Annotated in this window: 23 protein-coding genes; 20 read left to right on the top strand and 3 right to left on the bottom strand. The window is 40.0% G+C overall.

Annotated elements, in window-relative coordinates:
* From rpoD to DXN33_RS04080, 8 genes are all read left to right on the top strand, one after another.
* Entirely contained in the window at nucleotides 1-1,110 is a 1,110-nt protein-coding gene (gene rpoD, locus DXN33_RS04115) for an RNA polymerase sigma factor RpoD (protein ID WP_004259586.1), read from the top strand.
* Between the two features lie 14 nt (nucleotides 1,111-1,124).
* Nucleotides 1,125-1,454 (top strand): metal-sulfur cluster assembly factor, encoded by a 330-nt coding sequence (locus DXN33_RS04110; RefSeq protein WP_000331925.1) that lies wholly within the window; start codon nucleotides 1,125-1,127, stop codon nucleotides 1,452-1,454.
* Between the two features lie 115 nt (nucleotides 1,455-1,569).
* On the top strand, nucleotides 1,570-2,613 hold the full coding sequence (cpoA, locus tag DXN33_RS04105; protein ID WP_004254610.1) for an alpha-galactosylglucosyldiacylglycerol synthase: 1,044 nt from the start codon (nucleotides 1,570-1,572) through the stop codon (nucleotides 2,611-2,613).
* A gap of 15 nt (nucleotides 2,614-2,628) precedes the next feature.
* Nucleotides 2,629-3,954 carry a glycosyltransferase family 4 protein gene (locus DXN33_RS04100; protein WP_115904423.1) on the top strand — a complete coding sequence of 442 codons (1,326 nt, stop codon included), beginning with the start codon at nucleotides 2,629-2,631 and terminating at the stop codon, nucleotides 3,952-3,954.
* Nucleotides 3,955-3,968: 14 nt separating this feature from the next.
* Nucleotides 3,969-4,160: a PspC domain-containing protein gene (locus DXN33_RS04095; RefSeq protein ID WP_000744434.1), complete on the top strand. Its 192-nt coding sequence runs from the start codon at nucleotides 3,969-3,971 to the stop codon at nucleotides 4,158-4,160.
* A 58-nt stretch (nucleotides 4,161-4,218) separates the two neighbouring features.
* Entirely contained in the window at nucleotides 4,219-4,353 is a 135-nt protein-coding gene (locus tag DXN33_RS04090) for a DUF4044 domain-containing protein (RefSeq protein ID WP_000863852.1), read from the top strand.
* Nucleotides 4,354-4,416: 63 nt separating this feature from the next.
* Nucleotides 4,417-5,727, top strand: coding sequence for a GTPase ObgE (obgE, locus tag DXN33_RS04085; RefSeq protein WP_049552528.1), 1,311 nt, complete (start codon nucleotides 4,417-4,419; stop codon nucleotides 5,725-5,727).
* A gap of 9 nt (nucleotides 5,728-5,736) precedes the next feature.
* Nucleotides 5,737-5,895, top strand: a complete 159-nt coding sequence (locus DXN33_RS04080; protein WP_007284777.1) for a hypothetical protein — start codon at nucleotides 5,737-5,739, stop codon at nucleotides 5,893-5,895.
* Between the two features lie 43 nt (nucleotides 5,896-5,938).
* Here DXN33_RS04080 and DXN33_RS04075 read toward each other — a convergent pair whose 3' ends face one another.
* Both DXN33_RS04075 and DXN33_RS04070 read right to left on the bottom strand, forming a co-directional pair.
* The gene (locus DXN33_RS04075; protein ID WP_115904422.1) at nucleotides 5,939-6,409 is read right to left on the bottom strand and encodes an arginine repressor; all 471 of its coding nucleotides are present in this window, start codon (nucleotides 6,407-6,409) and stop codon (nucleotides 5,939-5,941) included.
* A gap of 471 nt (nucleotides 6,410-6,880) precedes the next feature.
* The gene (locus DXN33_RS04070; protein ID WP_115904421.1) at nucleotides 6,881-9,163 is read right to left on the bottom strand and encodes a Xaa-Pro dipeptidyl-peptidase; all 2,283 of its coding nucleotides are present in this window, start codon (nucleotides 9,161-9,163) and stop codon (nucleotides 6,881-6,883) included.
* Nucleotides 9,164-9,452: 289 nt separating this feature from the next.
* Between DXN33_RS04070 and DXN33_RS04065 the strand changes: the two genes are divergently transcribed.
* The 7 genes from DXN33_RS04065 (at nucleotide 9,453) to DXN33_RS04035 (ending at nucleotide 19,397) form a co-directional block, all read left to right on the top strand.
* Nucleotides 9,453-12,554: a DNA polymerase III subunit alpha gene (locus DXN33_RS04065; RefSeq protein WP_181897278.1), complete on the top strand. Its 3,102-nt coding sequence runs from the start codon at nucleotides 9,453-9,455 to the stop codon at nucleotides 12,552-12,554.
* Nucleotides 12,555-12,635: 81 nt separating this feature from the next.
* Entirely contained in the window at nucleotides 12,636-13,643 is a 1,008-nt protein-coding gene (pfkA, locus tag DXN33_RS04060) for a 6-phosphofructokinase (protein WP_000820863.1), read from the top strand.
* A gap of 56 nt (nucleotides 13,644-13,699) precedes the next feature.
* A complete protein-coding gene (pyk, locus tag DXN33_RS04055; RefSeq protein ID WP_004259601.1) occupies nucleotides 13,700-15,205 on the top strand; it encodes a pyruvate kinase in 1,506 nt (501 codons plus the stop codon).
* Nucleotides 15,206-15,424: 219 nt separating this feature from the next.
* Nucleotides 15,425-16,684, top strand: a complete 1,260-nt coding sequence (locus DXN33_RS04050) for a UDP-N-acetylglucosamine 1-carboxyvinyltransferase (protein WP_115904419.1) — start codon at nucleotides 15,425-15,427, stop codon at nucleotides 16,682-16,684.
* Between the two features lie 15 nt (nucleotides 16,685-16,699).
* Nucleotides 16,700-17,251, top strand: coding sequence for a GNAT family N-acetyltransferase (locus DXN33_RS04045; RefSeq protein WP_115904418.1), 552 nt, complete (start codon nucleotides 16,700-16,702; stop codon nucleotides 17,249-17,251).
* Nucleotides 17,244-18,521 (top strand): CBS-HotDog domain-containing transcription factor SpxR, encoded by a 1,278-nt coding sequence (gene spxR / locus DXN33_RS04040; RefSeq protein WP_000033822.1) that lies wholly within the window; start codon nucleotides 17,244-17,246, stop codon nucleotides 18,519-18,521. Before DXN33_RS04045 ends, spxR begins: the two co-directional genes overlap by 8 nt.
* Before the next feature lie 15 nt (nucleotides 18,522-18,536).
* Nucleotides 18,537-19,397, top strand: a complete 861-nt coding sequence (locus DXN33_RS04035) for a methionyl aminopeptidase (RefSeq protein ID WP_115904417.1) — start codon at nucleotides 18,537-18,539, stop codon at nucleotides 19,395-19,397.
* A gap of 172 nt (nucleotides 19,398-19,569) precedes the next feature.
* Here DXN33_RS04035 and DXN33_RS04030 read toward each other — a convergent pair whose 3' ends face one another.
* Nucleotides 19,570-19,869, bottom strand: a complete 300-nt coding sequence (locus DXN33_RS04030) for a YbaB/EbfC family nucleoid-associated protein (RefSeq protein ID WP_000981526.1) — start codon at nucleotides 19,867-19,869, stop codon at nucleotides 19,570-19,572.
* Between the two features lie 186 nt (nucleotides 19,870-20,055).
* Here DXN33_RS04030 and efeO point away from each other — a divergent pair, with 186 nt between their 5' ends.
* Genes efeO through tatA form a run of 5 tightly spaced genes read left to right on the top strand, consistent with a single transcriptional unit; the run spans nucleotide 20,056 to nucleotide 24,697 of the window.
* A complete protein-coding gene (efeO, locus tag DXN33_RS04025) occupies nucleotides 20,056-20,928 on the top strand; it encodes an iron uptake system protein EfeO (RefSeq protein ID WP_115904416.1) in 873 nt (290 codons plus the stop codon).
* A 5-nt stretch (nucleotides 20,929-20,933) separates the two neighbouring features.
* On the top strand, nucleotides 20,934-22,148 hold the full coding sequence (efeB, locus tag DXN33_RS04020) for an iron uptake transporter deferrochelatase/peroxidase subunit (protein ID WP_115904415.1): 1,215 nt from the start codon (nucleotides 20,934-20,936) through the stop codon (nucleotides 22,146-22,148).
* Nucleotides 22,123-23,811, top strand: coding sequence for an FTR1 family protein (locus DXN33_RS04015; RefSeq protein WP_115904414.1), 1,689 nt, complete (start codon nucleotides 22,123-22,125; stop codon nucleotides 23,809-23,811). Before efeB ends, DXN33_RS04015 begins: the two co-directional genes overlap by 26 nt.
* Nucleotides 23,812-24,543, top strand: a complete 732-nt coding sequence (gene tatC / locus DXN33_RS04010; protein WP_115904413.1) for a twin-arginine translocase subunit TatC — start codon at nucleotides 23,812-23,814, stop codon at nucleotides 24,541-24,543. It abuts the gene before it with no gap.
* Complete coding sequence (gene tatA / locus DXN33_RS04005) at nucleotides 24,527-24,697, top strand: twin-arginine translocase TatA/TatE family subunit (RefSeq protein WP_020902402.1); 171 nt, start codon at nucleotides 24,527-24,529, stop codon at nucleotides 24,695-24,697. Before tatC ends, tatA begins: the two co-directional genes overlap by 17 nt.
* The last annotated feature ends 162 nt before the right edge of the window (nucleotides 24,698-24,859 follow it).

Raw genomic sequence — 24,859 nt, 5'->3', positions numbered from 1 at the left:
ATGGCAACAAAACAAAAAGAAGTAACAACATTTGATGTACAAGTAGCAGAATTTATCCGTAATCATAAACAAAAAGGGACAGCAACTGATGATGAAATCAATGCAAGTCTAGTGATTCCTTTTACCTTGGATGCTGATGGGATTGAAGATCTCTTGCAACGAATTCAGGATGCAGGGATTTCTATCACAGATAACGAAGGAAATCCAAGTGCGCGTGTTCTTAGCGCTGAAGAAGAGCCAGAACTCAGCGATGAGGACTTGATTGGGTCAACTTCGGCTAAGGTCAACGACCCTGTCCGTATGTACTTGAAAGAAATCGGGGTCGTTCCTCTCTTGACCAATGAAGAGGAAAAAGAATTGGCACTAGCAGTTGAAGCTGGTGATATTGAAGCCAAACAACGTCTTGCGGAAGCCAACCTTCGTTTGGTTGTTTCCATTGCCAAGCGTTATGTCGGCCGTGGTATGCAGTTCCTTGACTTGATTCAAGAAGGGAATATGGGCTTGATGAAGGCGGTTGACAAGTTTGACTATTCTAAAGGATTCAAGTTCTCAACTTACGCAACTTGGTGGATTCGTCAGGCTATCACTCGTGCTATTGCGGACCAAGCTCGTACTATCCGTATCCCTGTTCACATGGTTGAAACCATCAATAAATTGGTTCGTGAACAGCGTAACCTCCTTCAAGAATTGGGACAAGATCCAACACCAGAACAAATCGCTGAACGTATGGATATGACCCCTGACAAGGTTCGTGAAATCTTGAAGATTGCCCAAGAACCGGTATCCCTTGAAACTCCAATCGGTGAAGAGGATGATAGCCACCTTGGGGACTTTATCGAAGATGAAGTGATTGAAAATCCAGTGGACTATACAACTCGTATCGTTTTGCGTGAGCAGTTGGATGAGGTCTTGGATACTCTTACAGACCGTGAAGAAAATGTTTTGCGTCTGCGTTTTGGGCTAGATGATGGTAAAATGCGTACCCTTGAAGATGTGGGTAAAGTCTTTAACGTGACTCGCGAGCGTATCCGTCAGATTGAAGCTAAAGCTTTGAGAAAACTACGCCAACCAAGTCGCAGCAAACCGCTTCGTGATTTTATTGAAGACTAAGAGTGAGGATGAATATGGCTTATACAGAAGAGCAAATTGAAAACATCAAAACACGAATTTTATCAGCCTTGGAAGAAGTTATTGACCCTGAGTTGGGAATCGATATTGTCAATCTTGGTTTGATCTATGAAATTCGTTTTGACGGTGACACAGGACAAACAGAGATTGATATGACTTTGACAACCATGGGTTGTCCTCTAGCAGACCTTTTGACAGACCAGATTTATGATGCTATGACAGAGGTTCCAGAAGTAACGGATACTGAGGTCAAATTAGTTTGGTATCCAGCCTGGACTGTTGAAAAAATGAGTCGCTATGCACGTATTGCCCTAGGCATTAAGTAAACAAATAAAAACATGTGAGAGATTATTGGAAAAGCGAGGAAATTTCCCCCTCTTTTCCTCTAGTCTCTCCTTTCTTTTGCTGATTTTATTCAAAGAAAATGATATAATAGTAGTTATGGAAAAAAAGAAATTACGCATCAATATGTTGAGTTCAAGTGAGAAAGTAGCAGGACAAGGAGTTTCAGGTGCTTACCGTGAATTAGTTCGTCTTCTTCACCGTGATGCCAAGGACCAATTGATTGTTACAGAAAATCTTCCAATAGAGGCAGATGTGACTCACTTTCATACAATTGATCTCCCCTATTATTTATCAACATTCCAGAAGAAACGATCAGGAAGGAAAATTGGCTATGTGCATTTCTTACCTGATACACTCGAGGGGAGTTTGAAAATTCCATTTTTCATAAAGGGAATTGTGAAACGCTATGTATTTTCTTTTTACAACCGGATGGAGCACTTGGTGGTGGTCAATCCTATGTTTATTGAGGATTTAGTGGCAGCTGGTATTCCACGTGAAAAAGTGACCTATATCCCTAACTTTGTCAACAAGGAAAAATGGCATCCGCTTCCACAGGAAGAGGTAGCGAGACTGCGTACAGAGCTAGGTCTTAGTGACAATCAGTTTATCGTAGTAGGTGCTGGTCAAGTTCAGAAACGCAAAGGGATTGACGATTTTATCCGTCTGGCTGAGGAATTGCCGCAAATTACCTTTATCTGGGCAGGTGGTTTCTCTTTTGGTGGTATGACAGATGGTTATGAACGCTACAAGAAAATCATGGAAAATCCCCCTAAAAATTTGATTTTTCCAGGAATTGTCTCACCAGAGCGGATGCGCGAGTTGTATGCCCTAGCGGATCTTTTCTTGCTTCCTAGTTATAATGAGCTCTTTCCGATGACGATTTTAGAGGCTGCCAGTTGTGAAGCTCCTATTATGTTGCGTGATTTAGATCTTTATAAGGTAATTTTGGAGGGAAATTATCGGGCGACAGCAGATAGAGAAGAGATGAAAGAAGCTATTCTGGAATATCAAGCGAATCCTGCTGCTTTAAAAGATTTGAAAGAAAAAGCTAAGAATATTTCTAGAGAGTATTCAGAAGAGCATCTGTTACAAATCTGGTTGGATTTTTATGAGAAACAAGCCGCTTTAGGGAGAAAGTAAAAAGTGAGGTAATCTATGCGAATTGGTTTATTTACAGATACCTATTTTCCTCAGGTTTCAGGTGTTGCGACCAGTATTCGAACCTTGAAAACCGAACTTGAAAAGCAGGGGCACGCTGTTTTTATCTTTACGACGACAGATAAGGATGTCAATCGTTATGAAGATTGGCAAATTATCCGCATTCCAAGTGTTCCCTTCTTTGCTTTTAAGGATCGTCGCTTTGCCTATCGAGGATTCAGCAAGGCGCTTGAAATTGCTAAACAATATCAACTGGATATTATCCATACTCAGACAGAATTTTCTCTTGGCTTGTTGGGAATTTGGATTGCGCGTGAATTGAAGATTCCAGTCATCCATACCTATCACACCCAATACGAAGACTATGTACATTATATTGCCAAGGGGATGTTGATTCGTCCTAGCATGGTAAAGTATCTGGTCAGAGGTTTCCTGCATGATGTGGATGGGGTGATTTGCCCTAGTGAGATTGTCCATGACTTGCTATCTGACTATAAGGTTAAGGTTGAAAAACGAGTCATTCCAACAGGGATTGAATTAGCCAAGTTTGAGCGTCCTGAAATCAAGCAGGAAAATTTGAAAGAACTGCGTAGTAAATTAGGGATTCAAGATGATGAACAGATGTTGCTGAGTCTTTCCAGAATTTCCTATGAAAAAAATATTCAAGCAGTTTTAGCAGCTTTTGCAGAAGTTCTGAAAGAGGAAGACAAGGTTAAACTGGTAGTTGCTGGGGATGGACCTTATCTGGATGACCTCAAAGAGCAAGCTCAGAAACTAGAGATTCAAGAATCTGTTGTCTTTACAGGGATGATTGCTCCTAGTGAGACAGCTCTTTATTATAAGGTGGCGGATTTCTTCATCTCGGCCTCAACGAGTGAAACGCAAGGTTTGACTTACTTGGAAAGCTTAGCTAGTGGGACGCCTGTCATTGCTCATGGAAATCCTTATCTGGACAATCTGATCAGTGATAAAATGTTTGGAACCTTGTACTATGGGGAACATGATTTGGCCGGAGCTATTTTGGAAGCCCTGATTGCAACTCCAGATATGGATGAGCATACCTTATCAGAGAAATTGTACGAGATTTCAGCTGAGAACTTTGGAAAACGAGTGCATGAGTTTTATCTGGATGCCATTATTTCAAATAACTTCCAGAAAGATTTAGCAAAAGATGATACGGTCAGCCAGCGTATCTTTAAGACAGTTTTGTATTTACCGCAACAGGTGGTTGCTGTGCCCGTAAAAGGCTCTAGACGAATGCTGAGGGCTTCAAAAACACAGTTAATCAGCATCAGAGATTATTGGAAAGACCATGAAGAATAGAAAGAGGAATAGCTATGAAAAAACAATTGATGAGAAGTGGTAGTGATCAAAAAATTGCTGGAGTATGTGCTGGGGTCGCAAATTATTTTGATATTGATCCGACTATTGTTCGTGTAATATGGGGTGTTCTTGCATTTTGTTATGGGGCAGGAATTGTAGCTTATATCATTTTATGGATTATTGCGCCGGTAGCAAGTGACTATTGAAAACTAGCTAAATTCATGCTAAGATAATAGAAAATAGAATGTAACGAAGGAGATAAAAATGGCATTTGGAGATAATGGAAAACGTAAAAAAACGATGTTTGAGAAATTAACCTTGCTTATCGTACTTATCATGTTAGTAGCAAGTATTTTGGGTATTTTTGCAACTGCAATTGGTGCCCTCAGTAATCTATAAAATAGATTCAAGAAAATTTTGTGACTGGGATTTCCCAGCCCTTTTTTAAAGTGAGAAGAAAAAATGAGTATGTTTTTAGATACAGCCAAGATTAAGGTCAAGGCTGGTAATGGTGGCGATGGTATGGTTGCCTTTCGCCGTGAAAAATATGTCCCTAATGGCGGTCCTTGGGGTGGTGACGGTGGTCGTGGAGGTAATGTGGTCTTCGTTGTAGACGAAGGACTACGTACCTTGATGGATTTCCGCTATAACCGTCATTTCAAGGCTGATTCTGGTGAAAAAGGAATGACCAAAGGGATGCATGGTCGTGGTGCTGAGGACCTTAGAGTTCGAGTACCACAAGGAACGACTGTGCGTGATGCCGAGACTGGCAAGGTCTTGACAGATTTGATTGAACATGGTCAAGAATTTATCGTTGCCCACGGTGGTCGTGGTGGTCGTGGAAATATCCGCTTTGCGACACCAAAAAATCCTGCACCGGAAATCTCTGAAAATGGAGAACCAGGTCAGGAGCGTGAATTACAATTAGAACTAAAAATTTTGGCAGATGTCGGTTTAGTAGGATTCCCATCAGTAGGGAAATCAACACTTTTAAGTGTTATCACATCTGCTAAACCCAAAATTGGTGCCTACCACTTTACGACTATTGTGCCAAATCTAGGTATGGTTCGTACTCAATCAGGTGACTCCTTTGCAGTAGCCGATCTGCCAGGTTTGATTGAAGGCGCTAGTCAAGGTGTTGGCTTGGGAACTCAGTTCCTCCGTCACATCGAGCGTACCCGTGTCATCCTTCATATCATTGATATGTCAGCTAGCGAAGGCCGTGATCCTTATGAGGATTATCTTGCCATTAACAAGGAGTTGGAGTCATACAATCTTCGCCTCATGGAGCGTCCACAGATTATCGTAGCCAATAAGATGGATATGCCTGAGAGTCAGGAAAATCTTGAAGAATTTAAGAAAAAATTGGCTGAAAATTATGATGAATTTGAAGAGTTACCAGCTATCTTCCCAATTTCTGGTTTGACTAAGCAAGGTCTTGCAACGCTATTGGATGCTACAGCTGAATTGTTAGACAAGACACCAGAATTCTTGCTCTATGACGAGTCAGATATGGAAGAAGAAGCATACTACGGCTTTGACGAGGAAGAAAAAGCCTTTGAAATTAGTCGTGATGACGATGCAACATGGGTGCTTTCTGGTGAAAAACTGATGAAACTCTTTAATATGACCAACTTTGATCGTGACGAATCAGTCATGAAATTTGCTCGCCAGCTTCGTGGTATGGGGGTTGATGAAGCCCTTCGTGCGCGTGGTGCTAAAGACGGTGATTTGGTCCGAATTGGTAAATTTGAGTTTGAATTTGTAGACTAGGAGACTGATATGGGAGATAAACCGATATCTTTCCGAGATGCGGATGGCAATTTTGTTTCCGCCGCAGACGTTTGGAATGAAAAGAAATTGGAAGAACTATTTAATCGTCTCAATCCAAATCGTGCTTTGAGGTTGGCACGAACTAAAAAAGACAATCCATCTCAGTAAAGAAGATAAAAAAATCCCGTGCCTCATCAGACACGGGATTTTGCTATTCACCAAAGAAAAATGGTGGGGCGAATTTTTTCAGTTCTTCAAAACAATTTTGGGCAGCTTCCGTATCTTCACAGATGACGAGACAGACATCATCGCCACAGAGGGTAGCGATAGCGTCAGGGAAGCTCAAAGCATCAATGATAGAACCAAAGGATTGAGCAAGTCCAGGAAGAGTTTTTAGTAGGACTTGGTGTTGAACTGGACGCATCAAGACAAGAGCATCTTCCATGTAAATTTCGAGACGTTTTTCCCATTTTGAGATTGAACCTGTATTGAGCACGTAGTAAGAGTTGTCTTCTTCTCGCACTTTTGAAAGGTTCATGCTTTTAATATCTCTCGAAAGTGTAGCTTGTGTAACTTGAATATCATTATCGGCAAGCAGAGATTGTAGCTCAGCTTGAGTGTGAATCTTGTTTTTCGTTACAAGAGCTCGTATGAGTTGGTGTCGGTGTTCAGATTTATTCATAAAATGTTACTCCTTGTACTAGGTACAGAAAGCGTGGACTGAACGATATCGTCAGTCGGGTGGTAAGCGGTATTGTCACGTATGATGATTTCAAAGTCAGTAGAATAGGAATAAGCGGAGAGAATCTCCTTCATTTACATTTTCGCTAGTTGGGTGGAGATGAATTGGCTATCTATCCGTTTATCTACATCGGTATCCTCTACTAACAGTAAATTATTCAATTAGGGTAGCCTTTTGTCACGACTTGTTGTGAATTTCTGCTAAATGGAAATTCACAGAGATTTTCCAACATGTGGTGTGGTAGCGTGTATGATAGAGGGTTACACATGTTGGTTAGGGGTTTTAGTATCATTTGTCCAAGGTTCAGCAGCGGGGGTAGTATAATCTGTTCTTTGGACGGGATTTGATACCACGTTTCTGTTTCGTTAGACTATTCAAGTGGAAATTTTTCCATACTGAATGTCTGTTACATTATACCTTTTGACAAGGTAAGATAAGTGTAGACTGTTCAAGATCAACAGTCAGCTGGTAAGCGGTATTGTCACGTACGGTGATTTCAAAGTCAGTAGTATAAAGGACTAGACGGAGAGTATCTCCTTCTTTTAACTTGTAAATAGTTGGTTGCAGTTCAAATTGCACATCCATCCATTCATCTGCAGTAATATCTTCTACTGACAGTAAATCATTTCTATTCTGTAAATTAAGGTAACCTTTTGTCACGACTCGCTGTTCATTTGGTCTAAATGGTAATTCACAGAGATTTTCCAACATGTGGTAGCGACCGTTGTCAATGGTTCTAGCACTTAAAACAGCTGGATAAGGTTGTAGGTATTTCTTCTGTCCAAATTCTAGCAGTTGGGCTGATAATAACCCCTTGTTTGTGCTGGATTTGATACGAAGATTGAGTCGAGCTCGACCGTTCAAGTGAAGATCTTTGGTCACAGGAAGGTCAATAGTAATCTGATTAGCTTTTCCTTGGTAGAGCTCTGCATTGAAGGTTTGGTAGGTCTTACCATAACGCTCAAAATCCTCATCTGAGTACTGGTTTTGAATAAACTGCTCTTCTTGACCAAGTGAGAAGGTTTCAAAGTTTTCTGGCCCACCGAAGTTATCAAGTGATAACCAAGTCTGAGGAGCTGTATTGTCCTGCCAGATGACAGTAGGAAGTTGGAAATCTGTTTCCTGTCCCAGTAATTTCTTAGTCAATAAGGCATTCATGGACTCACGGAAGTCAATAGACTGCCAGTTGTTCATGTACACATGGGCGCCATTGTGGAAAAAGAGATGCTTGTTTATGTGAGCAGGAAGGGCATGAAACATCTGGTAAACATGAAGCGGTTTGACATTCCAATCCTGAGAACCATGAGTAAAGACAACCTCAGCCTTTACTTTATGGGCATTGAGCAGATAATTGCGGTCATGCCAAAACTGATTGTAATCGCCAGTCTTGCGATCCAGTTGCTCTTTTACTTTTTCTAAGTCAGCTTGGTGAGCTTCGTTCCCACGGATATAGTCACCAGCCAAGAGATTACGAGAGTAGGTTAGTTCAGTAAGGGAGTCAAAGTCCTCACCTGGATAACCACCTGGGCTAGTGACCAGACCGTTTTCACGGTAGTAGTTATACCATGAAGAAATGCCAGCCTCGGCAATGATAACTTCTAAACCATCGACACCTGTGGTCGCAAGACCATTGGACATGGTACCTAGATAGGAAAGCCCAGTTGTGGCCACTTTTCCGTTTGACCAGTCAGCCTTGACTTGACGCTGGCGCGTGTGATCAGTAAAGGCACGGCAACGACCATTGAGCCAATCGATAACATTTTTATAAGCCTCGATTTGCTGATAGTCCCCGTTAGTCATGAAACCTGTGGAGTCTTTTGTACCAACACCTGAAACATATAGATTAGCAAAACCACGTGGAAGGAAGTAGTCGTTGAGACTATAGCTAGCGTTGATGTGCGTCAGTTTTTCCTCAGCTTCTGACACAAGCTCAGCTTGACCTTGGGCTTGGACGAGATTTAGTTGAGGTTCTTCTAGCTCAATCTTGTGAGTAGGTTTAACCTCGAGTTCGCCCTCCATCTTGTAAAGTGCTTTGTCGCTAGCTTTATCATTGGTTCCCTGATGATAAGGACTCGCTGTCATGATAGCAGGGATTTGCCCGTCATAACGAGGACGAATAATGCTGACCTTGACTAGATCTGGTAGACCTTTTTGGTCAGTATCGACACGAGACTCAACGTAAACGACTTCTCGAATGACATCATGGCTAGAAAAAGTTGCTAAACTTTTGCCGTTAAAGTAGTGATAGTCATTATCCTCAGGAATAAGACCGTTACTAACAAGTTGGTCGATAAGTGTGTTCCCTTTTTTGGTACGAGTATTGAGTAACTGATAGAGATTTTCAATCAAATCACCGTATACGATGGGAAAACCAGTTTCTTTACGAAAAACATCACTGTCCTCGAAGTCAACCAAGTAAGAAAAACCTAAAAGTTGAAAGGCTACAATATAGAAAATATCTGCAGTCAACTCTTTGTCTGACTGAAGAAAAGTCAGTAAGTCAGTTTCTTTATCAACTGCTAAACAGGATAGAGGATAGGCACTATCTTTATAATTAAAAAAGAAACGAATAAGAAACGCTTCAAGCATTTTTTTATTTGTGATGTTGACTGGTAAATCAAATCCATACTTTTTTAATTCAAAGATAATTGTATCTCTAGGTAGCGCAAAATAGCTGAATTGATTAAAACGCATAAAAGCCTCCTACTTATGAAATATATTAAGGTTATTATATCAAAAAATAGAGAGAAAAGATACTATAAAAATTAATAGAAACTATAATAAATAAAAATAAGTATTTATAAAATAAACATGTGAAATGATAAGCTTAAATACAAAAATATTAGTGGTACTGTTGGAAATCATCCAAGGATTGTCTAATTAACTATGATTTGAGCTATTAGATATTAAAGTATCAGTAATAGTAATAGAAATTTTAAGAAAATGGTATAATATAGTGAGAACGATAGAGGAGAAGTGTAAATTGATCGCACAACTAGATACAAAAACAGTCTATAGTTTTATGGAGAGTGTCATTTCAATCGACAAGTATGTGAGAGTAGCAAAAGACTATGGCTACACTCATCTGGCTATGATGGATATTGACAATCTTTACGGGGCTTTCGATTTTCTAGAGGTTACAAAAAAATACGGCATTCATCCTTTGTTAGGGCTTGAAATGAATGTGCTTGTAGATGATAAGGATGTGAATTTGCGCTTTTTAGCTTTATCTAGTGTGGGCTATCAGCAGTTGATGAAACTATCAACATCCAAGATGCAGGGGGAGAAAGATTGGTCAGTTTTATCTCAGTATCTAGAGGATATTGCGGTAATTGTGCCTTATTTTGATGGACTGGAGTCGCTCAATATAGGCTGTGATTACTATATAGGGGTTTACCCAGAAACACTGGCAAGCGAATTTCATCATCCTATTTTGCCACTGTATCGGGTAAATGCTTTTGAAAGCAGGGATAGAGAAGTTTTGCAAGTCTTAACAGCGATTAAAGAAAATCTACCACTTAGAGAAGTTCCCTTGCGTTCACGACAAGATGTCTTTGTATCAGCAAATTCTTTAGAAAAATTATTCCAAGAACGTTTTCCGCAAGCCCTTGACAATTTAGAAAAGCTTATTTCAGGCATTTCTTATGACTTGGATACGAGTCTGAAACTGCCTCGTTTTAATCCAGCTAGACCAGCCGTAGAAGAGTTGAGAGAGCGTGCTGAATTGGGGCTTGCTCAGAAGGGGTTGTCTAGTAAAGAATATCAAGACCGTCTAGACCAAGAATTGGCTGTTATTCATGATATGGGCTTTGATGATTATTTCTTGGTTGTTTGGGATTTGTTGCGTTTCGGACGTTCGAATGGCTACTATATGGGGATGGGACGGGGTTCTGCCGTAGGTAGCTTGGTTTCCTATGCTCTAGACATTACAGGGATTGACCCTGTGGAGAAGGATCTCATTTTTGAACGCTTCCTCAATCGTGAACGCTATACCATGCCTGATATTGATATTGATATTCCTGATATTTATCGTCCAGATTTTATCAGATATGTTGGTAATAAATATGGTAGTAAACATGCGGCTCAAATCGTTACTTTTTCTACCTTTGGGGCTAAGCAAGCTCTGCGAGATGTTTTGAAGCGCTTTGGTGTGCCAGAGTATGAATTATCTGCAATTACCAAGAAAATCAGTTTTCGTGATAATCTCAAGTCGGCTTATGAGGGTAACCTCCAGTTTCGTCAGCAAATCAATAGTAAGTTAGAATACCAAAAAGCCTTTGAAATTGCCTGCAAGATAGAGGGCTATCCAAGACAAACCTCTGTCCATGCGGCTGGTGTTGTAATCAGTGACCAAGATTTGACCAATTACATCCCTCTAAAACATGGTGACGAAATTCCGCTGACTCAGTATGATGCTCATGGAGTTGAATCTAGCGGACTTTTGAAGATGGATTTTCTGGGACTGCGAAATTTGACCTTTGTCCAGAAGATGCAAGAATTGCTTGCTGAATCAGAAGGTATTCACCTTAAAATTGAAGAAATTGATTTGGAAGACAAAGAAACGTTAGCTTTATTTGCCTCTGGCAATACAAAAGGTATCTTTCAATTTGAACAACCTGGTGCCATTCGCTTGCTCAAACGTGTGCAACCAGTCTGTTTTGAAGATGTCGTAGCAACTACTTCTCTAAATCGACCAGGTGCCAGTGACTACATCAATAATTTTGTGGCAAGAAAGCATGGGCAGGAAGAAGTGACTGTTCTCGATCCAGCTCTGGAGGATATTTTGGCTCCAACTTATGGCATTATGCTCTATCAGGAGCAGGTTATGCAGGTTGCTCAGCGATTTGCTGGATTTAGTCTTGGGAAAGCCGATATTTTGCGTCGAGCTATGGGTAAAAAGGATGCCTCTGCCATGCATGAGATGAGGGCTTCCTTTATTCAAGGCTCCATAGAAGCTGGTCATACTGTGGAAAAAGCAGAGCAGGTTTTTGATGTTATGGAGAAGTTTGCAGGTTATGGTTTTAACCGATCTCACGCCTATGCCTACTCAGCCTTAGCCTTCCAGTTGGCTTATTTCAAAACGCATTATCCAGCCATCTTTTATCAAATTATGTTGAATTCTGTCAACAGTGATTATGTAACAGATGCCTTAGAAGCAGGTTTTGAAGTAGCCCCATTGTCCATTAATACTATTCCCTATCACGATAAAATTGCCAACAAGTCCATCTATCTAGGTTTGAAATCGATTAAGGGGCTCAGCAAGGATTTGGCGCTTTGGATTATTGAAAATAGACCCTATTCGAGCATTGAAGATTTTATAGCTAAATTACCTGAGAATTATCTGAAACTTCCTCTGCTAGAACCTTTGGTAAAAGTTGGTCTTTTCGATTTATTTGAAAAAAATCGTCAAAAAGTATTCAATAATTTAGCTAATCTATTTGAATTTGTGAAAGAGTTAGGAAGCTTGTTTGGTGATACGATATATAGTTGGCAGGAATCGGAAGATTGGATGGACCAAGAAAAATTCTACATGGAACAAGAGCTTCTAGGAGTAGGTGTCAGCAAACATCCCTTACAAGCTATTGCAGGTAAGGCTATTTACCCGATTACCCCAATTGGAAATTTGTCAGAAAATAGCTACGCTATTATTTTGGTTGAAGTTCAGAAAATAAAAGTAATTCGTACCAAAAAGGGCGAAAACATGGCTTTCTTACAGGTGGATGACAGTAAGAAAAAATTGGATGTCACACTCTTTTCAGACTTATATCGTCAGGTTGGGCAGGAAGTAAGAGAGGGAGCCTTCTACTATATTAAAGGGAAAGTCCAGTCACGTGATGGTCGTCTGCAAATGATTGCACAAGAAATAAGAGAAGCAGTGGCTGAGCGCTTTTGGATTCAGGTGAAAAATCATGATTCAGATCAAGAAATTTCGAGAATTTTAGATCAATATAAAGGCCCAATCCCAGTCATTATCAGGTATGAAGAGGAACAGAGAACGATTGTTTCTCCCAATCATTTTGTAGCTAAATCCACTGAATTAGAAGAGAAATTAGGTGGAATCGTTATGAAAACGATTTATCGCTAAAATTACGGAAAATAGAAGAATTTTCCAATTAAATGTGATATAATCAGTAAGAATGTTAAAAGAAAAAGGAGCATAACCAATATGAAACGTATTGCTGTTTTGACTAGTGGTGGAGACGCCCCTGGTATGAACGCTGCCATCCGTGCAGTTGTTCGTCAAGCAATTTCAGAAGGAATGGAAGTATTTGGTATCTATGACGGATATGCTGGTATGGTTGCCGGTGAAATTCATCCCCTAGATGCGGCTTCAGTAGGAGACATCATTTCTCGTGGTGGTACTTTCCTTCACTCTGCTCGTTACCCAGAGTTCGCTCAACTTGAAGGGCAACTTAAAGGGATTGAGCAATTGAAAAAACACGGAATTGAAGGTGTAGTTGTTATCGGTGGTGACGGATCTTACCACGGTGCTATGCGTTTGACTGAACATGGATTCCCAGCTATCGGTCTTCCTGGTACAATCGATAACGATATTGTTGGTACTGACTTCACAATCGGTTTTGACACAGCGGTTACTACTGCTATGGATGCTATCGATAAGATTCGTGATACATCATCAAGTCACCGTCGTACATTTGTTATCGAAGTTATGGGACGTAACGCAGGTGATATCGCTCTTTGGGCTGGTATTGCAACTGGTGCTGATGAAATCATCATTCCTGAAGAAGGATTCAAGATTGAAGATATCGTAGAAAGCATTAAATGTGGATACGAGTGTGGTAAAAAACACAATATTATCGTCTTGGCAGAAGGTGTGATGTCAGCAGCTGAATTTGGTCAAAAACTTAAAGAAGCTGGAGATACAAGCGACCTTCGTGTGACAGAACTTGGACATATTCAACGTGGTGGTTCTCCAACTGCGCGTGACCGTGTTTTGGCATCACGTATGGGTGCACATGCCGTTAAACTTCTTAAAGAAGGTATCGGTGGTGTTGCGGTTGGTATCCGTAACGAGAAAATGGTTGAAAACCCAATTCTTGGAACTGCAGAAGAAGGAGCATTGTTTAGCCTTACTGCAGATGGTAAGATTGTGGTTAACAACCCACATAAAGCTGACCTTGAGCTATCTAGCTTGAATAAGAGCTTGTCATAATTTATAATTTAGTTAATAAGACCAAAAAGGTCATATATAAAGGAGTCACAAAAATCATGAACAAACGTGTAAAAATCGTTGCAACTTTGGGACCTGCGGTTGAAATCCGTGGTGGTAAAAAATTCGGTGATGACGGATACTGGGGTGAAAAACTTGATGTTGAAGCTTCAGCTAAAAACATTGCTAAATTGATCGAAGCTGGTGCTAACACATTCCGTTTCAACTTCTCACACGGTGACCACCAAGAGCAAGGTGACCGTATGGCAACTGTTAAACTTGCTGAAAAACTTGCAGGTAAAAAAGTTGGTTTCCTTCTTGATACAAAAGGACCAGAAATCCGTACTGAATTGTTTGAAGGAGATGCAAAAGAGTACTCTTACACAACTGGTGAAAAAATCCGTGTTGCTACTAAACAAGGAATCAAATCAACTCGTGATGTGATCGCATTGAACGTTGCTGGTGCTCTTGACATCTATGATGATGTTGAAGTTGGTCGTCAAGTTTTGGTTGACGATGGTAAACTTGGTCTTCGTGTGGTTGCTAAAGATGACGCAACTCGTGAGTTTGAAGTTGAAGTTGAAAACGATGGTGTAATTGCTAAACAAAAAGGTGTTAACATCCCTAACACTAAAATTCCTTTCCCAGCTCTTGCTGAACGTGATAACGACGATATCCGCTTTGGTCTTGAACAAGGAATTAACTTCATCGCGATTTCATTCGTACGTACTGCAAAAGACGTGAACGAAGTTCGTGCAATCTGTAAAGAAACTGGAAACGGACACGTTCAATTGTTCGCTAAAATCGAAAACCAACAAGGTATCGACAACTTGGATGAAATCATCGAAGCTGCTGATGGTATCATGATCGCTCGTGGTGACATGGGTATCGAAGTACCATTCGAAATGGTTCCAGTTTACCAAAAAATGATTATCAAGAAAGTCAATGCTGCAGGTAAAGTTGTTATCACAGCAACAAACATGCTTGAAACAATGACTGAAAAACCACGTGCAACTCGTTCAGAAGTATCAGACGTATTCAACGCTGTTATCGACGGTACTGATGCTACAATGCTTTCAGGTGAGTCTGCAAACGGTAAATACCCACTTGAGTCAGTAACTACAATGGCTACAATCGACAAGAACGCTCAGACTCTTCTTAACGAATACGGTCGTTTGAACTCAGATTCATTTGAACGTAACTCTAAGACAGAAGTAATGGCTTCAGCTGTTAAAGATGCTACTAACTCAATGGACATTAAATTGGTTGTAACTCTTACTAAGACAGGTCACACTGCACGTTTGATCTCTAAATACCGTCCAAATGCTGACATCTTGGCATTGACATTCGACGAATTGACAGAACGTGGATTGATGTTGAACTGGGGTGTTATCCCAATGTTGACAGATGCTCCATCATCAACTGATGATATGTTCGAAATTGCTGAACGTAAAGCAGTTGAAGCAGGTCTTGTACAATCTGGTGACGATATCGTTATCGTAGCTGGTGTACCAGTTGGAGAAGCTGTACGTACAAACACAATGCGTATCCGTACAGTACGTTAATTAAAATGAAAAAAGCCTATCATATCAAGCTTTCTAGCCTGTATGATAGGTTTTTTTGTAGCAGGGGGCAAATAAGGGGCAAAACTTTTTAAAAAAGGCCAGTTAATACAAATACGATTCAGCTAATATAATTGAAAATGATGGAAAAAAAGGTGAAATTATGGTATACTTTAACGTAGGACCTTTTTAGAAATTTTGAAAGAGTATTAAAAATTTAAAATGAGAAAAATTGTTATCAATGGTGGCTTGCCCCTGCAAGGTGAGATTACCATTAGTGGTGCAAAAAATAGTGTTGTAGCTTTGATTCCAGCTATTATCTTGGCAGATGATGTTGTGACTTTGGATTGTGTTCCAGATATTTCGGATGTTGCTAGTCTTGTCGAAATTATGGAATTGATGGGCGCTACCGTTAAGCGTTATGACGATGTGTTAGAGATTGATCCAAGAGGTGTTCAAAATATTCCAATGCCTTATGGGAAAATCAATAGTCTTCGTGCATCTTATTATTTTTATGGAAGTCTTTTAGGTCGCTTTGGGGAAGCTACAGTTGGTTTACCTGGAGGATGTGATTTGGGACCACGTCCTATTGACTTACATCTTAAGGCTTTTGAAGCTATGGGAGCCACTGTTAGCTACGAGGGAGATAATATGAAGTTATCTGCTAAAGATGTGGGACTTCATGGTGCAAGTATTTACATGGATACGGTTAGTGTAGGTGCGACGATTAATACAATGATTGCTGCGGTTAAAGCAAATGGTCGTACTATTATTGAAAATGCAGCCCGAGAACCTGAGATTATTGACGTTGCTACTCTCTTGAATAATATGGGTGCCCATATCCGTGGTGCAGGAACTAATATCATCATTATTGATGGTGTTGACAGCTTACATGGAACGCGTCATCAGGTGATTCCAGACCGTATTGAAGCGGGAACATATATTTCCTTAGCTGCTGCAGTCGGTAAGGGAATTCGTATTAATAATGTATTATACGAACACTTAGAAGGATTCATCGCTAAGTTGGAAGAAATGGGAGTACGAATGACTGTATCTGAAGACAGCATTTTTGTTGAGGAACAGTCTAATTTGAAAGCAATCAATATTAAGACAGCTCCTTATCCAGGTTTTGCTACTGACTTGCAACAACCAATTACTCCTCTTCTGTTAACAGCAGAGGGGCGTGGAACCATTATTGATACCATTTATGAGAAACGTGTAAACCATGTTTTTGAACTAGCAAAGATGGACGCGGATATTACGACTACAAACGACCATATTTTATATACTGGTGGACGTAGTTTGCGTGGTGCAAATGTAAAAGCTACTGACCTTAGAGCTGGGGCAGCACTTGTCATTGCTGGACTAATGGCTGAAGGTAAAACTGAAATTACAAATATTGAGTTCATCTTACGTGGTTATTCAGATATTATTGAAAAATTACGTAATCTAGGAGCGGATATTACACTTGTTGAAGAATAAACCGTAGAGGTGTTTATGAATATTTGGACCAAATTAGCAATGTTTTCTTTTTTTGAAACGGATCGCTTGTATTTGCGTCCTTTCTTTTTTAGTGATAGTCAAGACTTCCATGAGATAGATTCAAATCCAGAAAATTTACAATTCATTTTTCCAAGTCAAGCTAGTCCAGAAGAAAGTCAATATGCACTGGCCAATTATTTTATGAAGGCTCCTTTAGGGGTATGGGCTATTTGTGATAAGAAAACTGAAAAAATGATTGGTTCAATTAAGTTTGAAAAGCTAGATGAAATAAAAAAAGAAGCAGAACTTGGTTATTTTTTGAGAAAAGATTCATGGTCTAAAGGTTTTATGACAGAAGTTGTTAAAAAACTTTGCCAACTTTCTTTTGGGGAATTTGGTTTAAAACAATTATCCATCATTACCCACCTTGAAAATGAAGCTAGTCAACGGGTTGCTCTTAAGTCTGGATTTCGATTGATTCGTCAGTTTAAAGGAAGTGATCGCTATACAAAGAAAATGCGTGATTATCTTGAGTTTCGCTTTGTAAAGGGAGAAATTAATGAGTAAACACCAAGAAATTCTAAGCTATTTGGAAGAATTACCCGTTGGTAAAAGAGTCAGTGTTCGAAGTATTTCCAACCATCTAGGAGTCAGTGATGGAACGGCTTATCGGGCCATTAAAGAAGCTGAAAATCGTGGAATTGTAGAGACTCGTCCAAGAAGTGGTACTATCCGTGTTAAATCTCAGAAAGTTGCTATTGAAAGATTAACATTTGCAGAAATTGCAGAAGTGACTTCTTCTGAGGTTTTGGCTGGGCAAGAAGGTTTAGAGAGAGAATTTAGTAAGTTTTCAATCGGTGCCATGACTGAGCAAAATATTTTGTCTTACCTTCATGATGGGGGACTCTTGATTGTCGGAGACCGGACTCGTATTCAATTATTAGCGCTGGAAAATGAAAATGCCGTTCTTGTGACAGGTGGATTTCAGGTTCATGATGATGTGATTAAACTGGCTAATCAAAAAGGAATTCCTGTTTTAAGAAGCAAACATGACACTTTCACCGTTGCGACCATGATCAATAAAGCCTTGTCAAATGTTCAAATCAAAACAGATATTTTGACAGTTGAGAAACTGTACCGTCCGAGTCATGAGTATGGTTTTTTGAGAGAGACTGACACTGTTAAAGATTATTTGGACTTGGTACGTAAGAATCGTAGTAGTCGTTTCCCTGTTATTAATCAACATCAGGTTGTTGTTGGAGTTGTAACCATGAGAGATGCTGGTGATAAGTCACCAAGTACCACAATTGATAAGGTCATGTCTCGTAGTCTATTTTTAGTTGGATTATCTACAAATATTGCCAATGTGAGTCAACGGATGATTGCTGAAGATTTTGAAATGGTACCGGTTGTTCGTAATAATCAAACCTTGCTTGGGGTTGTAACCAGACGAGATGTCATGGAGAAGATGAGTCGTTCCCAAGTTTCGGCTCTACCAACTTTTTCTGAGCAGATTGGTCAAAAACTTTCTTATCACCATGATGAAGTAGTGATTACAGTGGAACCCTTTATGCTAGAGAAGAACGGTGTTTTGGCTAATGGAGTATTGGCAGAAATTCTGACCCATATGACTCAAGATTTGGTTGTTAATAGTGGTCGCAATCTCATTATCGAGCAGATGCTAATCTACTTTTTGCAGGCTGTTCAGATAGATGATATATTGCGCATTCAAGCACGCATTATCCATCATACGAGACGGTCAGCTATTATTGATTACGATATTTATCATGGGCATCAGATTGTTTCAAAAGCAAATGTAACCGTTAAAATTAATTAGAAACTAGGAGAAAAAATGATAACATTAAAATCAGCTCGTGAAATTGAAGCTATGGATAAGGCCGGTGATTTTCTAGCAAGTATTCATATCGGCTTGCGTGATTTGATTAAGCCTGGAGTAGATATGTGGGAAGTTGAAGAATACGTTCGCCGTCGTTGTAAGGAAGAAAATTTCCTTCCACTTCAGATTGGGGTTGACGGTGCCATGATGGACTATCCTTATGCTACCTGCTGCTCTCTTAACGATGAAGTGGCTCACGCTTTCCCTCGTCACCATATCTTGAAAGATGGTGATTTGCTCAAGGTTGATATGGTTTTGGGAGGTCCTATTGCTAAATCTGATTTGAATGTCTCAAAATTGAACTTCAACAATGTCGAGCAAATGAAAAAATACACTCAGAGCTATTCTGGTGGTCTAGCAGACTCATGTTGGGCTTACGCCGTAGGTACACCGTCCGAAGAAGTGAAAAACTTGATGGACGTAACTAAAGAAGCTATGTACAAGGGGATTGAGCAGGCTGTTGTTGGAAATCGTATCGGTGATATCGGTGCGGCTATTCAAGAATACGCTGAAAGCCGTGGTTACGGTGTAGTGCGTGATTTGGTTGGACATGGTGTTGGTCCAACAATGCATGAGGAACCAATGGTTCCAAACTACGGTATTGCAGGCCGTGGACTCCGTCTCCGTGAAGGAATGGTACTAACCATTGAACCCATGATCAATACTGGAGATTGGGAAATTGATACAGATATGAAGACCGGTTGGGCGCATAAAACCATCGACGGTGGCCTATCTTGTCAATATGAACACCAATTCGTGATTACTAAAGATGGTCCGGTAATCTTGACTAGCCAAGGTGAAGAAGGAACTTATTAATAAAAAGTGAAAAGGCTGCTGGATGTTGATTTTGATAAAAAATTCAGTAGATCTTTTCATATAAAATAAACGCATTGTATTGATGTTTTCAGGCTTTTGAAGACAACAAAATAGGCTCCATAATATCTGTAGGAGACTTATCTACAGATATTATGGAGCTTTTTTCTTATGCTCAGAATGGCAATTTCCCAGCGAAAGCACCCAGTTTTTTCTTGGTAGTTTCATCGATTTGTTCAAGAGCAGAGTTGATTGCTTGAACGGTCATATCAGAAAGAGTTTCAAGGTCTTCTGGGTCAACGACAGCTGGATTGAAGTCAATGCTGACAACTTTCTTATCTCCAGTTAAGGTCGCTTGGACAAGGTCTTGAGCAGATTTGCCAACAAATTGCATAGCCGCAAGTTCAGCTTGACTTTGTTCCATTTGTTTTTGAAGTTTTTGTGCTTGGCGCATCATGTTTTGCATGTTCATCATAGTGTTTTATAGTTTCCTTTTACAATTATTTTCCTTCCTATTTTATCAATTTTGAGGTTAAAAGTCTATTATTAGTATAAATTACTCAACATTAAATTGTCTGAAAATTTATTGAAAAATGAGTGAAAACATGGTATAATGAAACGTAAAATTAATTCAGGTTTCCTGAATCGATAGGAGTAAACAATGAAAAAACTAGGTTTTGTTCTTTTATCTTCAGCCTTGCTATTGACAGCATGTGCAGTCCGTTTTGAAAAATCAACAGAGACAAATAATTCTTCTAAGGTGACAGCCTTGTCTGAAGACAAGCAAAAAATGCTTGATAAGGCCACTGCTGACTACAAGACTTTTGTGCAAGAGCAAATTGATAAACTCTTGACAGATACGGAAGGCTTTGTCAAACTGTTGAAAGAAGGTAAGTTAGAAGAGGCTAAGAAGGTTTATCCACTGATTCGTATGTCTTATGAGCGCTCAGAACCGATTGCCGAGAGTTTTGGTGAGTCAGATGTCAAGATTGACTTCCGTTTGGCAGACTACATGGACGAAAACAAGACAGAAGAAGGTTGGTCAGGTTTCCACCGTATCGAGCGTATCCTTTGGGAAGACAATACAACTAAAGGAACTGAAAGCTACGGCGATCAGTTGGTAAATGATATCAAGGAATTGAAAGCCAAGATTGCAACTGTGGATGTGGACTACAAGGTCATGTTGACTGGAGCAGTTGACTTGCTTAACGAAGTAGCAACAAGCAAGATTACAGGTGAAGAGGAAATTTATTCTCACACAGACTTGTATGATTTCCGTGCCAATATTGAGGGTGCTGAGAAGATTTTCCAACTCTTTAAACCTTTGCTTGAAAAATCAGACGCTAACCTAGTTAAAGAATTGGAAGCAGATTTCAAATCTGTTAATAGCTTGTTGGACAAACACATGACCGACAAGGAACACTACAAACTTTATACAGATTTGACAAAAGAAGACACCAAAGAATTGTCAGAAGCTGTGACAAAACTTGGTGAACCTCTGTCACAAATGGGTAAATTTCTTAGTGGAGAGTAAGAGTCATGACTGAAAAAGACGAAAAGTTTTTTGAGAAGAAAATGGACCGTCGAGAATTTCTAAAAAAAGCAGGGATTGGAGGGGCTGGTTTAGCGTTAGGACTCTCTGGTGCTTCTGCTTTTTTCGCACCTAAGCTAGGAAGTCAGGAAAAAATCTCGTACGGAAATGAAAAAATTGCTTTTTATGGCAAGCATCAAGCTGGGATTAGCACGCCCATGCAAAAGAATATCTATTTTGTTGTCTTGGACCTACATACGACGGATAGAGATAAGATTATCCAACTATTCAAGGATTGGACGGATTATAGTGCCAAGTTGGTTGAAGGGGAACTGGTCAAAAAAGATGGCCAGAATGCTCTCTTGCCTCCAAGCGATACTGGTGAAACAGTCGGGCTTAACCCTCATCGTCTGACGCTGACTTTTGGTGTGTCTGCCAGTTTCTTGAAAAAGATGAACTTGGAGAACAAGCGTCCTCAAGTGTTCAGGGATTTACCGCCTTTTCCTAAAGAGCAATTGCGTGAAAAATATACTGGTGGAGATATTGTAATTCAGGCTTGTGCAGATGATGAGCAAGTTGCCTTTCATGCTATTCGCAATCTCATCCGTAAGGGCAGAAATGCAGTGACCCTTCGTTGGAGTCAGTCTGGTTTTGCAGCAATCGGAGATCGAATGGAGACACCGCGTAACCTCTTTGGTTTTAAAGATGGAACAGCAAATCCAACCAAGGAGCAAGACTTTGACCGCGTCATCTGGGCTGATAGTAAGGACTGGATGGGAAATGGTTCTTATATGGCAGTTCGTCGGATTCAGATGTTTTTAGAGACCTGGGACCGCACTAGTCTTGAAGAACAAGAAAATACCTTTGGTCGTTACAAGGAAAGTGGTGCCCCCTTTGGTAAGAAGAACGAGTTTGATGAAGTGGATTTGAGTCTTTTGCCAGATGATTCGCATGTTCGTTTGGCTAAGGAAGTGGATAAGCCCCTTTTACGTCGTTCTTATTCTTACTCTGATGGAATTGATGAAAAGACTGGTCAGTTTGATACGGGCTTGCTCTTCATTTCTTTCCAGAAAGATCCTGATAATTTTGTCAAGGTTCAAACCAATCTAGGTGCTACAGATAAGATGAATGAATATATCACTCACATCGGTAGTGGCCTATTTGCTTGCTTTGGTGGTGTGGAGAAAGGAGGCTACATTGGACAAAAATTACTGGAAGGCTAAAAGCTGGTTCTTGGTTTTAGCTTTGTCACTTTTAATTCTTTCCCCAGTAGGTGCCCAAGAAAGCTTGAGTTCTTACTTTGTGAAAATCACTGATGCGTCTAAAGCAGTAAAAAATGGTGATCAGTCTGAAGCCCAGAAACTTGTTAAGGAGATGGCAACAGACTTTGAAAGAGTAGAAGACAGCAATTCTGAGGCTGGTAAAGTCGTTAAGGAAAAGTTAGCTCAATCAGGAGAGATTACTGAAGACAAACTCACCGAAATTTCTGCAGCCCTATTAGCCTTTGAAAAAGAACAAAATCCTGTTGACTTAGATGCGGAAAAGGAAAAATTGGTCAACCGTCTAAGTCCTCGTTTTGAATCCTTGGAACAAGCCATTGCCTCCAAAGATTTGGAAAAGGTTCGTGAAGCTTTTAAGAAAATGAATTCCACTTGGACTATCAATGAAAGTGTGGTTCGTGACAATAGTACGGCCCATTATGGACGTGTTGAAACAGCTATCTCCTTCCTGCGTAGTAGCATGGAGACTGAGCCTACGGATTTTAATTCTATCCAGACTTCCTTTGAGGACTTAAAAAAGGCTATAGATGTTTTTGTAACAGGAAAAGAAGTTGTAGCAACATCTTCTGATTTGACTCTCAAAGATGGCATTGCCCTTTTGAAGAAGGCTTTGGAACAATTCCAAGCTGGTGACCAAGCATTAGGAGCAGCTAGTATGAAGGAATTTATTACTATCTGGCCAACGATTGAGGGTTCTGTTAGCACGACCAATCCTTCCCTCTATACACGAGTGGAGAGGGAAAGCCCTGTGATTATGGTCAAGGGAAGCGAAAAGGAATACCAAGAAAAATTAGAAAAACTGATTGCAGATTTATCACAAATTGATACTAGCGCACGTTACAATGCCTTTGATGCTATGCTGATCCTCTTGAGAGAAGGAGTAGAAGCTCTCTTAATCGTTATGACCTTGGTGACAACCTTGAAAGCAGCCAAGTTGCGAAAAGGCCTCAAGTGGGTTTATGGTGGTGCTATCACAGGAATCATGGCCAGTCTGGTCATTGCTTTCATCCTGCAAACTGCCTTTCCAGCAGTTACATCAGGCTCCAATCGTGAAATCATCGAAGGAGCAGTTGGGATTTTTGCGGTAGCTATGATGATTGTGATTGGAATCTGGCTCCATAGCAAATCCTCAGTCAAAAAATGGAATGCCTTTATGGAGTCACAAATGGAAACAGTGACCAAAACAGGCTCTTTTATTTCCATGTTTGCCCTCAGTTTTCTAGCTGTTTTCCGTGAGGGAGCAGAAACCATTCTCTTTTATGTTGGGATTTCACCAAGAATTTCCAGCTTTGAGTTTGTCTTGGGGATTTCACTTGCCTTGCTGGTTCTGATAATTATTGCCCTTGTGATGAACAAGGCCAGTCAATTTTTCCTGCCACATAAGGTCTTCTTTATCCTGACTTGGATGATTTATGCCCTAGCCTTCAAGATGCTGGGAGTTAGTGTCCATGCTCTTCAGTTGACCAATATGGCTCCTAACCACTTGCTGACAGGATTTCCAACAATCGACCTTCTTGGAATTTATCCAAGTTGGGAAGGCTTGGTCAGTCAGCTAATCTTTGTTGTTATCGTTTTGATTGTCACTTTCAGACAGGGTGAAGAATAGATGGATAGAAAAGAATTGACAATCGTTGAACATCTGGTAGAATTTAGAAAGAGATTATTGGCAGTGGTCATTTGTTTCTTTTTGGTATTCTGTGTTTCTCTGCTTTTTGCAGACCAGATTTATCAGTATGTGACCCAATCTTTTCAGCAAAAGTTGATTGTTTTAGGTCCTAATGATATTTTATGGATATACATACGTTTGGCTAGTCTGATGGCCTTTACCATCACCCTACCTTATACAGTTTATCATATTTGGTCTTTCATCAAACCTGGTTTAAGAAAGGAAGAAGCTAGAGCAATTTTTGCCTATATTCCAGCTAGTTTCCTTTGTTTTCTAGTTGGACTGGCTTTTGGTTTTTACTTTGTAACACCAGCCTTACTTCAGGTTTTATTAGGGCTAGGAGAAGGACTATTTGAAACACAGTTAACAGCTCAAAATTATCTGTCCTTTGTTTTTCAAACGACTTTGCCCTTGGCTCTGATTTTTGAATTGCCAGTTATCATTGCCTTTTTGACGTCAATTGGACTCATTGAACCAGAATTATTGATTGCTTATCGCCGATATGCTTATTTTATTTTATTGGTACTCGCAGTCATCTTGACACCAGCTGACTTTGTCAGCGATTTGGCAATGACTGCCCCCTTGATATTACTCTATGAATTGAGTATTGCTATCAGCAAACACATTATGAAACGCAAGCAGAAAGGAGAGAGAAATGGGAATTTTACGTGATATCGGAGCACCAGGATTGATTATTATCGTTTTAGGAGCTCTCTTGATCTTCGGACCAAAGCGATTGCCTGAACTAGGCGAGTCAATCGGTAAAATGCTGTCTGAATTTAAAAAAGCAGTTAAAGGAACTGAAAATCAAGATAAGAAAGATTAAGACTGGTGAGTTTTACTAAAAATAAGAAGTTAGGAAGTGTGTCTCTATTGGACATTTATCATTTCCTAGCTTTTTCTTGTATTAAGAAAATATAAATTTAAGCTTTCTTTAAGAAAACTATATTATTCTGAAGAACTCTAAAATTTCACAGCCATTTATTAG

It is taken from the genome of Streptococcus sp. NM, from assembly GCF_003390135.1.
GTDB lineage: Bacteria > Bacillota > Bacilli > Lactobacillales > Streptococcaceae > Streptococcus.
The sequence above is the reverse complement of the archived record's forward strand: the minus strand, read 5'-3'. Positions and strand labels throughout refer to the sequence as shown.